Source organism: Sphingomonas sp. PAMC 26605, from assembly GCF_000241485.1.
Lineage (GTDB): Bacteria > Pseudomonadota > Alphaproteobacteria > Sphingomonadales > Sphingomonadaceae > Sphingomonas.
In genome coordinates this window covers 2,488,591-2,502,444 of record NZ_JH584241.1, presented here as the reverse complement: position 1 = coordinate 2,502,444, position 13,854 = coordinate 2,488,591, and the positions used below count along the sequence as shown (strand labels likewise).

12 protein-coding genes are annotated in these 13,854 nt (G+C 68.1%); 2 read left to right on the top strand and 10 right to left on the bottom strand.

The window, feature by feature from the left end:
- Positions 1 to 129: 129 nt before the first annotated feature.
- The 5 genes from RH90_RS11720 to moaD all read right to left on the bottom strand — a co-directional run bounded on the left by RH90_RS11720 (position 130) and on the right by moaD (position 4,832).
- Entirely contained in the window at positions 130 to 2,460 is a 2,331-nt protein-coding gene (locus RH90_RS11720) for a xanthine dehydrogenase family protein molybdopterin-binding subunit (protein ID WP_010185860.1), read from the bottom strand.
- Positions 2,457 to 3,443 carry an FAD binding domain-containing protein gene (locus RH90_RS11715; RefSeq protein ID WP_010185859.1) on the bottom strand — a complete coding sequence of 329 codons (987 nt, stop codon included), beginning with the start codon at positions 3,441 to 3,443 and terminating at the stop codon, positions 2,457 to 2,459. The genes RH90_RS11720 and RH90_RS11715 overlap by 4 nt, the downstream gene beginning before the upstream one ends.
- Positions 3,440 to 3,964: a 2Fe-2S iron-sulfur cluster-binding protein gene (locus RH90_RS11710; protein WP_010185858.1), complete on the bottom strand. Its 525-nt coding sequence runs from the start codon at positions 3,962 to 3,964 to the stop codon at positions 3,440 to 3,442. Before RH90_RS11710 ends, RH90_RS11715 begins: the two co-directional genes overlap by 4 nt.
- 155 nt (positions 3,965 to 4,119) lie before the next feature.
- The gene (locus tag RH90_RS11705) at positions 4,120 to 4,581 is read right to left on the bottom strand and encodes a molybdenum cofactor biosynthesis protein MoaE (RefSeq protein WP_010185857.1); all 462 of its coding nucleotides are present in this window, start codon (positions 4,579 to 4,581) and stop codon (positions 4,120 to 4,122) included.
- Complete coding sequence (moaD, locus tag RH90_RS11700; protein WP_010185856.1) at positions 4,578 to 4,832, bottom strand: molybdopterin converting factor subunit 1; 255 nt, start codon at positions 4,830 to 4,832, stop codon at positions 4,578 to 4,580. The genes RH90_RS11705 and moaD overlap by 4 nt, the downstream gene beginning before the upstream one ends.
- A gap of 194 nt (positions 4,833 to 5,026) precedes the next feature.
- Here moaD and RH90_RS11695 point away from each other — a divergent pair, with 194 nt between their 5' ends.
- A complete protein-coding gene (locus RH90_RS11695; RefSeq protein WP_029625260.1) occupies positions 5,027 to 7,423 on the top strand; it encodes a TonB-dependent receptor in 2,397 nt (798 codons plus the stop codon).
- A gap of 5 nt (positions 7,424 to 7,428) precedes the next feature.
- Here RH90_RS11695 and RH90_RS11690 read toward each other — a convergent pair whose 3' ends face one another.
- From RH90_RS11690 to fdhD, 3 genes are read right to left on the bottom strand one after another with little or no spacing between them, the layout of a single operon-like run.
- Positions 7,429 to 8,625 carry a molybdopterin molybdotransferase MoeA gene (locus RH90_RS11690; RefSeq protein WP_010185854.1) on the bottom strand — a complete coding sequence of 399 codons (1,197 nt, stop codon included), beginning with the start codon at positions 8,623 to 8,625 and terminating at the stop codon, positions 7,429 to 7,431.
- On the bottom strand, positions 8,622 to 9,164 hold the full coding sequence (locus RH90_RS11685) for a molybdenum cofactor guanylyltransferase (RefSeq protein ID WP_010185853.1): 543 nt from the start codon (positions 9,162 to 9,164) through the stop codon (positions 8,622 to 8,624). Before RH90_RS11685 ends, RH90_RS11690 begins: the two co-directional genes overlap by 4 nt.
- Positions 9,161 to 9,952: a formate dehydrogenase accessory sulfurtransferase FdhD gene (gene fdhD, locus RH90_RS11680; RefSeq protein ID WP_010185852.1), complete on the bottom strand. Its 792-nt coding sequence runs from the start codon at positions 9,950 to 9,952 to the stop codon at positions 9,161 to 9,163. The genes RH90_RS11685 and fdhD overlap by 4 nt, the downstream gene beginning before the upstream one ends.
- 178 nt (positions 9,953 to 10,130) lie before the next feature.
- Between fdhD and RH90_RS11675 the strand changes: the two genes are divergently transcribed.
- Positions 10,131 to 12,422, top strand: coding sequence for an FdhF/YdeP family oxidoreductase (locus tag RH90_RS11675; protein ID WP_010185851.1), 2,292 nt, complete (start codon positions 10,131 to 10,133; stop codon positions 12,420 to 12,422).
- Positions 12,423 to 12,561: 139 nt separating this feature from the next.
- Here RH90_RS11675 and RH90_RS11670 read toward each other — a convergent pair whose 3' ends face one another.
- The gene (locus RH90_RS11670; protein WP_010185850.1) at positions 12,562 to 13,182 is read right to left on the bottom strand and encodes an ATP-binding cassette domain-containing protein; all 621 of its coding nucleotides are present in this window, start codon (positions 13,180 to 13,182) and stop codon (positions 12,562 to 12,564) included.
- Positions 13,172 to 13,852 carry a molybdate ABC transporter permease subunit gene (gene modB / locus RH90_RS11665; RefSeq protein WP_010185849.1) on the bottom strand — a complete coding sequence of 227 codons (681 nt, stop codon included), beginning with the start codon at positions 13,850 to 13,852 and terminating at the stop codon, positions 13,172 to 13,174. The genes RH90_RS11670 and modB overlap by 11 nt, the downstream gene beginning before the upstream one ends.
- Positions 13,853 to 13,854 lie beyond the last annotated feature (2 nt).

Sequence of the window (13,854 nt, the reverse complement as noted above, 5' to 3'; positions counted from 1 at the left end):
TGGCGGAATCCGCGTCACGGTGGACCCCGGCACAAGGCCGGGGTGACGGGTTGGGGGACGAGCGCGGGTGACCGGAAGCCGGAGGATCGCGGCGCGAGCTGCGATCCTCCCCGCCCCCGTGCCCGCCGCTTACAACAGCTTGTCGAGCGTGATCGGGAGATCGCGCACACGCTTCCCCGTCGCGTTGAACACCGCATTCGCCACCGCCGCCGCAACGCCGGTAATCCCGATCTCGCCGATGCCATGCGCGCCCATCGGGGCGTGCGGGTCGGGAATGTCGGTCCAGATCACGTCGATCTCGGGCACGTCCATATGCACCGGCACGTGATATTCGGCGAGACTCGGGTTCATCACGCGGCCCGTCCGCTCGTCGAACTGCGTCTCCTCCATCAGCGCCATGCCGAGCCCCATGATGATCCCGCCGCGGAACTGGCTCGTCGCGGTCTTGGGATTGAGGATCTTGCCGCAGTCGAACGAGCCGAGAAAACGGCTGACGCGCACTTCGCCGGTCACCGCATTGACGCGTACCTCGGCGAACATCGCGCCGTACGAATGCATCGACCAATGCTGCGTCTCGAGCGGCGCCGAGCCCTCGGCTTCGACGCTGACCTCGTCGCGCTGCGCGCGCGACAGGATCGAGACATAGCTTTCGCACGCGCTCGGATCGTCGAGCTTGCAAAGCCCACCTTCATAGCCGCCGACCTCATCGGGCTTGAGCCCGGCGAGCGGCGAGTCGTTCCCGGCGAGCTTGAGGAGTTCGGCAAACAGCGCGTTCTGCGCCGCGATCACCGCCGCGCCGATCGACGCGGTCTGCTGCGATCCGCCCGCGAGCACCACACCCGGCATCTTCGAATCGCCGTAGCGGAAGCTGACCTTGTCCATCGGCAGCCCGAGCCGTTCGGCGAGCACCATGGTGTGCGTCGTCGCGGTGCCCATCCCCATCTCGTGCGCCGCGATCTCGAGCGAGACAGCGCCTTGCTTCGTCAACGTGAGGCGCGCCGCGCCACCGGGCATCCGGTAATAGGGATAGGTCGCGGTGGCGCAGCCCATGCCGACCAGCCACTCGCCCTCGCGCCGCTCGCCAGGTGTCGCAGTGCGCTTGTCCCAACCGAAACGCTCGGCGCCGCTGCGATAGGCCGCGACGATGTTGCGCGTCGAGAAGGGCATGCCCGTCGTCGGGTCCTTCTCGGGCTCGTTGGTCTCGCGCAGCGCGATCGGATCCACGCCCAGCGCGACCGCCAGTTCGTCGACCGCGCTTTCGAGCGCGAAGGTGCCGACCGATTCGCCCGGCGCGCGCATGAAGGTGTTGGCGAGCATGTCGAGCTCGACCGCTTCGACGTTGAGCAGAAAGCTCCCCGCCGCATAGGCCGAGCGTGCCGGAAGGATGAACGGCTCGGGCATGTTGTTGTGCGGCGTCATCGCGACCACGCCGGTATGGATCAGCGCGTCGAACGTCCCGTCAGCCTGCGCCCCGAGCGCGACGCGCTGCTCGGTCAGCGTGCGCCCGCCGACCATGCGGTACACGCCCTCGCGCGACAGCATGATCCGCACCGGCCGCCCGGCGAGCCGAGCCGCCGCGGCCGCGAGGATCTGGTGGTTCCACAGCGTCTTGCTGCCGAAGCCGCCGCCGACATAGGGCGAGGTGACATGCACCTGCGTCTCGTCGATCCCGAACACCTGCGCGAGCGTCCAGGCGACATGCGCGACGCATTGCGAGGCGTCGTGGAGGATCAGTTCGTCGCCTTGCCAGAACAGCGTCGCGGCGTGGAGCTCGATCGGATTGTGGTTGTGGCGCGGGGTGCGATAGGTTCGGTCGATGCTATGCGGCGCGGCGGCGAGTGCCGCCTCGGCGTCGCCGATCTCGACCAGCATCGGCGCGCCCATGAACGACGCGCTCTGGCGATCGGGCTTGGCCGCCTCGAATGCGGTCAGCGCGGTCTCGGTCTCATAGGTCACCTCGATCAGCGAGGCGGCGTGATCGGCCTGCTCCTGCGTCTCGGCGAGCACCAGCGCGATCGGCTCGCCGTTCCAGTAGATGCGGTCGTCCTGCATGACCGGAAGGTCGTCGCCGCCGACCGCCTTGGGCGCGGTCATGAAGGCGGGCGTCGGCTTGAGCCGCGGCGCGTTCTTGTGCGTCATCACCAAGACGACGCCCGGCGACGCCTCGGCCGCCGCAACGTCGAGCGTGGCGATGCGGCCCTTGGCGATCGTGCTGTACGCCAGCGCGGCATAGACCATGTTCTCGAGCGGAAACTCGGCGGCGAAGCGCGCCGCGCCCTTGACCTTCAGCGGACCATCGAGCCGCGAGACCTGCGTGCCGACCAGCCCGTGCTTGTGCTGAATCAATGGATCGGGGACCCCGCCGGGGATCCAGCTGTCGGGCGCGAGCTCGATCGCCTTCTTCATCACCGCCTGCATCGTGCCCTGCGCGAGCTGCGTGGCGTTTTCGACGATGCTCATGCCTGCTCTCCACTCAACTCGGCGAGGGTCGCGACGATCGCGCGTTTGGCCAGTTCGATCTTGAAGCCGTTGTCGCGCAGGGGCGCGGCGTCGGCGAGTTCCAGTTCCGCGGCGGCGCGAAGGTTCGCCGCGGTCGGCGCCTGACCGCGCAATGCGGCTTCGGCCTTGAACGCGCGCCACGGCTTGTGCGCGACGCCGCCGAGCGCGAGGCGCACATCCTTGATCGCGCCGCCTTCGAGCTCGATCGCCGCAGCGACCGAGATCAATGCAAAGGCGTAACTCGCGCGGTCGCGGACCTTGCGATAGGTCGAGTGCGCCGCGAACGGCAGCGCGGGCAATTCGATGGACACGATCAGCTCGCCCGGCTGCAGCTCGGTATCGCGCTCGGGCATGCCGCCCGGCAAGCGATGCAGGTCGACCAACGCGATCGTCCGCTCGCCGCCCGGTCCGGCAACGCGTATCTGCGCATCGAGCGCCGCCAGCGCGACGCACATGTCGGAAGGGTGCGTCGCGACGCACGACGGCGACGCGCCGAGGATCGCATGGATGCGGTTGAACCCGTCGATCGCATCGCAGCCTGCGCCGGGTGCGCGCTTGTTGCAGCGCGCAGCATCATCGTAGAAATAGCCGCAGCGCGTCCGCTGGAGCAGATTGCCGCCGACGGTCGCGACGTTGCGGATCTGCGCGCTCGCGCCCGCCAGGATTGCGCGCGAAAGGACCGGATAGTGCGCGCGGATCGTGCGGTCCGCCGCAAGCGCGGTGTTGGTCACCCCCGCCCCGATCACCACGCCGCCATCGGCGCCGACCGTGATCTCGCGCGACAGGCCGGTCACGTCGACCAGAGCCGCCGGCCGCTCGATCGTCTCGCGCATCAGATCGACCAGATTGGTGCCGCCGCCGAGATATTTCGCGTCGGGCGTCGCGCCGGCAAGTGCGATCGCGCCGGGAACGTCGTCGGCGCGGGCATAGCTGAACGGGGTCATGCTGCTTCCTCCTGCCGCGCCGGGGCAGACGCATAGGTCTCCGCGATCGCCGCGACGATACCGTTATACGCACCACATCGGCAGAGATTGCCGCTCATCCGCTCGCGCAACTCGTCATGGTCGAGCGCGATCGTCTCGGCGGTCAGGTCGCCGGTGACGTGGCTCGGAATGCCGCGCGCGATCTCGTCCGCCATTGCCACCGCCGAGCAGAGCTGCCCCGGCGTGCAATAGCCGCACTGGAAGCCGTCATGCTCGATGAAGGCGCGCTGGAGCGGGTGAAGCCCCTCGGCGTCGCTCAGCCCCTCGACCGTGGTGATCGCGCGGCCCTGATATTGCACCGCAAGCGCGAGGCACGAATTGATCCGCTCACCCTCGACGATCACGGTGCAGGCGCCGCATGCGCCCTGGTTGCAGCCTTTCTTGCTGCCCATAAGGCCGAGATGGTCGCGGAGCAGATCGAGCAGGGACGTTCGAAGGTCGATGTCGACCTCGACGGGCCGGTCATTGATCGTGAATTGCATGCAGCACCTCGCCTCTGGATCCGGGCCGCGGCAGTTCCGCGCTCTCCCGGCCGATGTGAGTCGCCAGATTGCGACGAGTCATCGGCAGGGCTGTTTTACGGCAGAAGACCTCCGCGCGTCACGCGATCTTGCGGCGGCGCGCGACGGATCCGGGCTTATTTCGGGTCGTGTGCGCGCCATGCCGCCGCAGCGGCATCGTCCGCGGCGCGCGGCTCGACCCATTGCGCTGCGCCGTCGCTCTGCCATTCCTTTTTCCAGAACGGCGCGGCGGTCTTGGCCCAGTCGATCAGGAAGGCGCAGGCCTCCATCGCAGCGCCGCGATGCCGCGAGGCGGTAGCGACGAGCACGATCCGCGCGCCGACCGGCAACCGGCCATAGCGGTGGATCATCGTCACGCCGAGCAATGGCCAGCGCTCGGTCGCGGTCTGCGCGATCGCGCGCAGCGCCTGCTCGGCCATCGCCGGATAGGTTTCGAGCTCGAGCGCGACGGTGTCGGCCGCGTCGGCGCGGACGATGCCGGTGAAGCTCGCGACCGCGCCGCCGCCGAGCGCCTCGAGCCGTTCGAGTTCGGTCGCGAGCGAAAAGTCCGCCGCCTGAACGCCGATCAGGATGCTCATCCGCCCGTCACCGGGGGGAAGATCGCGACTTCGCGCGCGCCCGCGATCGCGGCGGACAGCGGTGCAAAGGTCTGGTCGATCGCGCAGCGCAGCCGCTCGGTGGTGGCGAACACGCCATAGCCTTCGCCGCGCGCCGCCAGCAGCGCGAGCAAATCCTCGACGGTAGCGACCCCGGCCGGCACATCGACGATCTCGCCATCGCGGCCGACCGCTTCGCGGACCCAGGAGAAATAGAGCAGATCGAGTTTCATGCGTCGTCACCATCAGCGCCGGGCCGAAGATCGCGGCGCGTATTTTCTGGTGTTTACGTAAGAGCGAACCTGGCGTCGTACCACCTCCCATCGCGCGAAATCGCACTTGCCGACGATTACGCTTCCGCTCGCTATATTCGACGGTATACAGCGACTCGCGGCAGGCAAGAGGCTGCGCGTAAGGGGTTTAGCGAATGCGAGTGTCGATCCTGGCCGTCACCATCTCGGTGACGGCGCTCTGCAGTGCCGTGCCGACCGTCGCATCGGCCAAGGACGCGCCGCCCGCCGCCCCCGCCCTGGACAGCAGCGCGGAGGGCGCAGCCGACATCACCGTCACCGCGCGGCGGCGCGCCGAGGATTTGGAAAAGGTCCCGCTCGCGGTCTCGGTGGTCGGCGGCGCGCTGATCGAGCGGTCGTACACCGTCAACACCAACCAGTTGAGCCTGCTGGTCCCCTCGCTCAACTACAGCTCGGCCAATCCGCGTAACACCGCCTTCACGATCCGCGGGCTCGGCAGCAGCGTCGTCGCGGTGAGCCAGGCGAATGACGGGCTCGAGCCCGGCGTCGGTTTCTATGTCGATCAGGTCTATCACGCCCGCCCCGCAACCGCAGCGTTCGACTTTTCGGATATCGAACAGATCGAAGTGCTGCGCGGGCCGCAGGGCACGCTGTTCGGCAAGAACACGACGGCAGGTTCCATCAGCATCACCAGCAAGGCGCCGACCTTCACACCCGAGGCAAGCGAGGAGCTATCGGTCGGCAGCTACAATTTCATCCAGGCGCGCGCCTCCGCATCGGGTCCGCTGACCGGCGACACGCTCGCGTTCCGCATCTCGGGGCTGACGACGCGGCGCGACGGCGTGATCGACAATATCCGCACCGGCGCGAAGCAAAACGGCATCGGCAACCAGGCGGTACGCGGGCAATTGCTGTTCAAGCCGACGAGCGATTTCCAGCTCCGCCTAACCGCCGACTTCACCAATTTCGAGAGCGAATGCTGCACCCAGGTCTATCTCCGCGTCGGCCAGAGCCTGCGCGCCGCGACGCGGCAATATGCCGGGCCGACCGGGCTCGCCGCGCAGTTCGGCTACGCGCCGCCGAGCACCAATCCCTACGACCGCAAGACCGACATCGACGCGCAGCTCGGCGTGAACACCAACGAGGGCGGCGTCTCGGCGATCGCCGACTGGGACCTCGGCAAGATCGGCACGCTCACCTCGGTCAGCGCCTGGCGCTTCTGGAACTGGGATGCGGCGAACGACCGCGATTATACCGGCATCCCCGTCCAGATCACCCAGCACATCCCCTCGCGGCAGGACCAGTTCAGCCAGGAAGTGCGGCTCGCGTCGAACGGCGAACATCGCTTGGGCTATGTCGCCGGCCTCTATTTCTCCGATCAGAAGATCACCGGCGAGCCGATCAGCATCTATGGCCCCGCCGCCGCGCGCTATCTGATCGGGACCACCACGGGGACCGGCGCCGCTGCGGTCGCGGTCCCGGCGAACCTGCTCGACGGCTATGGCACCGACGGCGCCACGCGGCTCAAGGAAGACAGCTACGCCGCCTTTGCCGAGCTCAACTACAAGCTGCTGCCGCGCCTGACGCTCACCGGGGGCCTGCGCTACACCTACGAGGTCAAGGACGGCAGCTACAGCGCCTACACCTTCGGCGGACCGACCGTGACCAACGCCGCGCTGCTCGCGGCGCAACTCGGCGTGCTGCGCGGGCAGAACTATTCGGGGCACGACACGGAAAGCAACCTGTCGGGCCGCGCCAACCTCGCCTGGCAGGCGAACGATCGGGTGCTGGCGTACGCGAGCTATGCGAGGGGTTTCAAATCGGGCGGGATCAATCTGTCGGGGCTGCCGCTCAACACCGCCAACCAGCCCGTGCTGACCACGGCGGTGATCCGGCCCGAGCTCAACACCACCTATGAGGCAGGCCTCAAGACCGCGCTGTTCGACCGACGGCTGACCTTCAACCTTGCCGGCTTCACCACCGACGTACGCGATTTCCAGGCGACGATCGTCGACAGCTCGCAGACGGTCGCCTTGCGCGGCTATCTCTCGAACATCCCCAAGGTCACGGTGAAGGGCGTCGAGGCCGACCTGACCGCCAACCTCACGCGCAATCTCCAGCTGCGTGGCAACCTCGCCTACGCGCATGGCGACTATTCGAATTACCCCGCCGGCCCCTGTCCGCTCGAAGTCCAGACCGCAGCGACGACCGCGTGCAACCTTACCGGTCGGCCGCTCGCGGGATTGCCGAAATGGTCCGAGACGATCGGCGGCGACTACACGCTGCCGGTCGGATCGCTCGCGGTGATCCTCCACGCGGATACGAGCTGGCGCACCAGCTATTACGGCGACCCCAGCCTGTCGAAATATACGCTGATCGACGGCTACAACGTCACCAACGCCAGCCTCGGACTCCGCACCCGCGCCGGGCTCGAAGTGGCGGTGTTCGTCCGCAACGTGTTCGATTCGAACTATATCCAGAACCTGACGATCCAGGCCGGCAATTCGGGGCTGATCCTCGGTACGCCGAGCGACCCGCGCGTGATCGGCGTGACGCTTCGCGCGCACCAATAGCCGCTTCAGATCAGCGGAAACACGCGGCGACGCGGCCCCAGCGGCGTCGTGTCGGCGACCACCCAGCAATTCGCCGCGATCAGCGGGCGCAGCGTGTGCGATCGCTGATCGGCGAGGATCTCGATCGCGCCGCCGGGGTCGCGGACCGCCTTGAGGAAGAGCGTCGTATCGGGCCGGAGCTCGGTGACGGTCTCGACCACATCGCCGCGCTCCGGCGACTCCCCGAGCATCGCGCGGAGCGCCGCGCCGAGAAAGAAGCGCGCGCCGAGCAACGCCGCGACCGGGTTGCCCGGCAAACCGAAGAACAAAGCGCCGCCCGGCAGCGTCGCGAACACGACGGGCTTGCCCGGGCGCATCCGCACGCCGTGGAAATGGACCGTGGCGCCAAGCCGCGTCAGCGCCTGCGCGAGATGATCATGGTCGCCGCCCGACGCGCCGCCGGTGGCCACGACGATCGCGCTGTCGGACGCCGCCGCGATCGCACGCTCGATCTGCCCGGCATCGTCGCCGACCGGCGCGGCGCGCAGTGGCTCGAGCCCCTGTGCGCGCAGCAACGCGGCGAGCATCACGCTGTTGGCGTCGAAGATCGCGGCGGGTCGTTCGGCGCTCGGGCGGGCAAGCAGTTCGTCCCCGGTCGGCAGCAGCGCAATCGCCGGCCGCCGCGCGACCTTAAGGGTTTCGACCCCGTAACAGGCGAGCGCGCCGATCCTTTCGGGCGTCACCCTGATCCCCGGCGCCAGCACTGCGGCACCAGCGGCCGCATCTTCCCCGCGACGTCGAACATTGCGACCCGCCGGTAGTGCACCCTCGATGACGAGCGCGCCCTTGACGATCCGCGCTTCCTCATGGGGCAGCACATGATCGCACCCCGCCGGCAGCGGCGCGCCGGTGCTGATCCTGCACGCGGTCCCCGGGCCATGCGATAGCGGCCTGATGCCCGCGCGTACCGCGGCAGCGATCGGCAGCAGTACCGGCCATCCCGGCAGCGCGTCGACCGTGTCCGCCGAGGTGAAGGCGAAGCCGTCCATCGCCGCCGCGTCGAAGCGCGGATAATCGCTAGCCGCGCTCACCGGCACAGCAGTGACACGCTGCAACGCCTCGGCCAGATCGACCGTCTCGCCGCCGAGCGGCGCCGAATGCGCGCGGATGATCGCGAGCGCATCATCGAAACTGGGCCGCTCGGGGCGGGGCGCGTCGCTCATTCGGGGGTGTCGGCCAGCGCGGCGAGATCGGCGACACGGTTGACGTTGGGCAGGTCGCCGCTGGCATCGATCGCGAGCGCGCCGACGCGCGACGCCCAGCGATAGACCGCGCGATCCGCGCCGCCGGAAAGATGCCGCGACAGATCAACGGCAAGGTCCGCAGGCCAATGGCCGATAATCGGGGCTTGTCGCAAGAACCGTGCGCCCTCGCCCGCCACCAGCCGTTCGATCAGCGCGCGCGACAGACGGGGCGTATCGCAGCCGATCGACAGCACGGCGGCGTATCCGCGCGCCGAAGCGTGGCGCAACGCCGCGCAGAGGCCGCCGAGCGGCCCGAGCCCCGGCGCGGGCCAATCGGGAATCGCGAGCAGACCTTCGCGGCCGGCGGCGCGCCCGCAGACGATCACCGTATCGGTCGTCCCCTGCAGCGCCGCCGCGGCGTGATCGATCAACGGCTGCCCGTCGAGCAGCGCCAGCGCCTTGTCGCTGCCGAAACGCGTCGCCTGCCCCCCGGCGAGGATCGCGCCAAGCAGCCTCACGCCGCGTCGCCCTGCGCCGCCAGCACCGCATCGCTGCGCGCGAGCATCACCACGCGCAAACCGCACGACACCGCGCGCTTCAGCGCAAGGTCGGTCGCCGCCGAGATCGTCACCAGCAGCGGGCAGTTCGCCAGCGCCGCTTTCTCGACCAGTTCGTACGAGCAGCGCGACGAGAGCAACGCGAAGCCGCCATCCCAACCGCGCCCGGCGCGCGCCATCGCGCCGATCAATTTGTCGAATGCATTGTGCCGCCCGACATCCTCGCGGACCAGCAGCACCTCCCCCTCCGCCGAGCATAAGGCGGCGGCGTGGACCGCGCCGGTCGCACGGTTGAGTGGCTGGAGCGCGCGCAAGGCATTCAAGGCGCGAAACATCGCGGCGCTGTCGGCACGGCTCTGCGCGGTGACACGCGGCAGGGGGCGCAGCGCTTGCTCCAAATTCTCGATCCCGCACATCCCGCACGACGATTCCGAAACGCGGTGCCGAACGCGCTCGAGCAGCCCCGGCGCGCATTCGGGCGTGAGCGCGACCCGCACGACATCGCCATCGGCGCGCGAATGGACGTCGAGTCCCAACACCGCTGCTGCGCCCGGGATCAAGCGTTCGCTCAGCGCGAAGCCCGTCACGAAATCCTCGAGATCGGTCGGCGACGCCATCATCACGGCATAGCCGATCCCGCTAAATTCGAGCGCGATCGGCCGCTCGACCGCGACCGCGCGCGTGATCGCAGTTCGCGTGCCATCGGGGCGAATCTGCGCGAAATTCTGGTCGAGCGAAGCTGCCGTCATCACATCGCCCTAGCCGATCCCGCGCTATCGCCAAATGCGCAATCGCGTGCTGCAGCCGCGTTTCGCGCGATACGATCGCGCCGATGCGCGCTGCGCGATTTCTCCTTGAACCAATTGGTTCTGCTATCGTTCAGCGCTAAGCCCCGCAGCGCCATGCGGGCAGCAAGCGGGAACGGTCATGGTCAAGCAAAAGTCGGACGCCCCTGAAATCGAGCCGTTCAAGGGGCCGGCCGGCGGCTGGGGCTCGGTCCGCTCGCTCGCCGAGATCATGCCGCGCGAACGCGTCGGGCCCGAGGCGCTGCGCGAACTCGTCCGGCAGAACAAACCCGACGGTTTCCAGTGCGTGAGCTGCGCCTGGCCCAAGCCCGCCAACCATCACCCCGCCGAATTCTGCGAGGAAGGCGCCAAGGCGACTGCCTGGGAGCTCACCAGCTATCGCACCACGCCCGAATTCTTCCAGCAGCACACGCTGAGCGAATTGCGCGACTGGAAGGATTACGACCTCGAGCAGAATGGCCGTCTGACGCACCCCCTGCGGTACGATTCCGCGACCGACAAATATGTCGCGTGCAGCTGGGACGAGGCGTTCACCGCGATCGGTGCCGCGCTCAGGCCGCTCGACCCCAAGTCGGTCGTCTTCTATTCGTCGGGCCGTACCAGCCTCGAAGCCTCGTACATGTACGGCCTGATGGCGCGGATGTACGGCAACCAGAACCTTCCCGACAGCTCGAACATGTGCCACGAATCCACTTCGGTCGGGCTCAAGGCGGCGATCGGCGTGCCCGTTGGCACGACGCGGCTCGAGGATTTCGAGAAGTGCGACATGATCCTGTTCTTCGGACAGAATGTCGGCTCGAACGCCCCGCGGATGCTCCATGATCTGCGGAGCTGCCGCAAGCGCGGGGTCGAGATCGTCACCTTCAACCCGTTGAAGGAGCGCGGGCTCGAACGCTTCACCGATCCGCAGAACCCGATCGAGATGGCGACGCTCGGCGAGACCAACATCTCGACGCAATATCATCAGGTGAAGGCCGGCGGTGACATCGCGGCGATGATGGGGATCGCCAAGTTCCTCGTCGAATGGCACGATGCGGCGCTCGCCGAGGGCAAACCCGGCGTGCTCGATACCGCCTTCATCGCCGAGCACACGCACGATTTCGAGCCCTTCGTAGCCTCGGTACGGGCAGCCGATTGGGACGCGATTGTCCACGAATCGGGGCTGTTCAAGTCCGAGCTCGAGGAATCGGCGCGGCTCTATGCCAAGGCCAAGGCAGTGCTCGCGATCTACGGCATGGGCCTGACGCAACACGTCAAGGGCGTCGAGAATGTCCGGATGCTGGTCAATTTGCTGCTGATGCGCGGCAATATCGGCAAGCCCGGCGCCGGGCCGACCCCGGTCCGCGGCCATTCGAACGTTCAGGGGCAGCGCACCGTCGGGATCACCGAAAAGACCGAGCTCGCGCCGGTCGATCAGCTCGAGAAGCAATACGGCTTCACCGCGCCGCGCGAGAAGGGCCTCAACACCGTCGAGGCGTGCCGCGGCGTAATCGACGGGTCGGTCAAGGCGTTCGTCGCGCTCGGCGGCAATTTCCTGCGCGCGGTGCCCGAGACCGAGCCGATGGAAGCCGCCTGGCCCCGCCTCGACGTGTCGGTCCAGATCGCCACCAAGCTCAACCGCAACCATCTCTTCCCGGGCAAGGTGACCTATCTCCTCCCCTGCCTCGGCCGGATCGAGACCGACGTGCAGGCAAGCGGCCCGCAGGTCGTCACGGTCGAGGATTCGACAAGCTGCATCCACGCCTCGCGCGGCAAGGCACAGCCGGCGAGCGAGCATCTGCTGTCCGAGCCGGCGATCGTCGGTGCGCTCGCCAAGCAGATCCTGCCGGCCAATCCCAAGGTCGATTGGGATGCGTGGGTCGGCGATTACGCGCTGATCCGCGATGCGATCGAGGAGACCTATCCGAAGATCTTTCCCGACTTCAACAACAAGCTGTTCAAGCCCGGCGGCTATTGGAAGGGCAACAAGGCGTCCGAGCGGATCTGGCTGACTGAGAGCGGCAAGGCCGAGTTCCTCGTCCCGACCGGATTGTGCGCCACCGGCTTCGACGATGCCGCGGGTCGCTTCCGCCTGATGACGCTGCGCTCGAACGACCAGTTCAACACGACGATCTATGGCTATCACGACCGCTTCCGCGGCGTGAAGGGGACGCGCGACGTGCTCTTCATGCATGCCGAGGACATGACCGCGGCCGGGCTCTCGGAAGGCCAGATCGTCGCACTCGAAAGCGACGCAGGCGACGGCATCACGCGCCGCCGCGACGGGCTGATCGTCACGCCGTACAGCATCCCGCGCGGATGCCTCGGAGCCTATTATCCCGAGTGCAACGTGCTGATGCCGGTCGAGCATTATGCCGAGGAAAGCTTCGTTCCTGCGGCGAAGTCGGTCCCGGTGAAGATCGTCGCGGACTAAGCCCCCAACCGTCCCTCCGGCCTTGTGCCGGGGCCCACCGTGCCACGTTCGCTTCGGCGTCAATACGCGCGTCCCGGTAGACCCCGGCACGAGGCCGGGGTGACCGATGGGGGCAAATCACCCGTATCGCGTATGGGGCTCAGCCCGCCCCCATTTCCACAACCGTGGTAGCAAGCCGGTCGACCTCTCCGCGATCATGGCTAACGTAAAGGATCGGCAACCCGACCTCGTCGCGCACGCGCTCGATCAGCTCCATGATCTCCCCGCGCCGCACGCGATCGAGCGAGGCGAGCGGTTCGTCCATCAGCAGGAACGCCGGCCCCGACAGCAGCGCGCGCCCGATCGCGACGCGCTGCGCCTCACCGCCCGACAGCGTGCGCGGCCAGCGATCGAGCAAATGCGCGATCCCGAGCAGCGCGCTGACCTCGTCGAGCGTCATCCCCGCCCCCGCCGCGCGCGCCGCGCCGTAGAGCAGATTGGCCCGTACACGGTAATGCGGGAAAAGCCGCGCATCCTGAAAGATGTAGCCGCTGCGGCGGTGCTCGGCGGGAACGTTGCTGGTGTGATCGAACAGCGTCCGGCCCGCGACTCGGACATGCCCGGCATCGGGCCGGAGCAGCCCGGCGATCATCGCGAGCGCGCTCGACTTGCCCACCCCCGACGGGCCGAACAATGCGGTCAGCCCGGCCCCGCTCTCGAACGCCAGAGCCGCGACGGTGCCCGAGCGGAAGCGATGCCGTACATCGACGTCAAAAGACATGGTCGACGCCCCCGCGGCGGCTGAGCCATTCCGACAGCACGAGCGCCGCCAGCGACAGCAGCACCGAAATCAGCGCAAGCCGCGCGACCATCGGGTCCGACCCCGGCACCTGCAACGCCGAATAGATCGCGATCGGCAGCGTCTGCGTCTCGCCCGGAATGTTCGAGACGAAGGTGATCGTCGCACCGAACTCGCCGAGCGAGCGCGCGAAGCCGAGCACCGCCCCCGCCGCGATCCCGGGCAGCGCGAGCGGAAGCGTGATCGTCCACCACACCCGCGCGCGCGACGCGCCGAGCGTCCGCGCGGCGCCCTCGAGGCGCGGGTCGACCGCCTCGATCGACAGCCGGATCGCGCGGACCATCAGCGGCAGCGCCATGATCCCCGCCGCCACCGCCGCCCCGGTCCAGCGGAACAGCAGCGACACGCCGATCGCCGCGAGCGGCGCACCGAGCGGTCCGTTCGGCGCAAAGGCGAGCAACAGCAGCCAGCCGGTCACCACCGGCGGCAGCACCAGCGGGAGATGGACCAGCCCGTCGAGCAGGAACTTGCCGGGAAAGCGCCCGCGCGCGAGCAGCATCGCCAGCGCGAACGCGATCGGCAGCGTCACCAGCACTGCGACCAGGCTGATCTTGAGCGACAGCCAAACGATGGTCCACAGCTCGGGCGTCATGG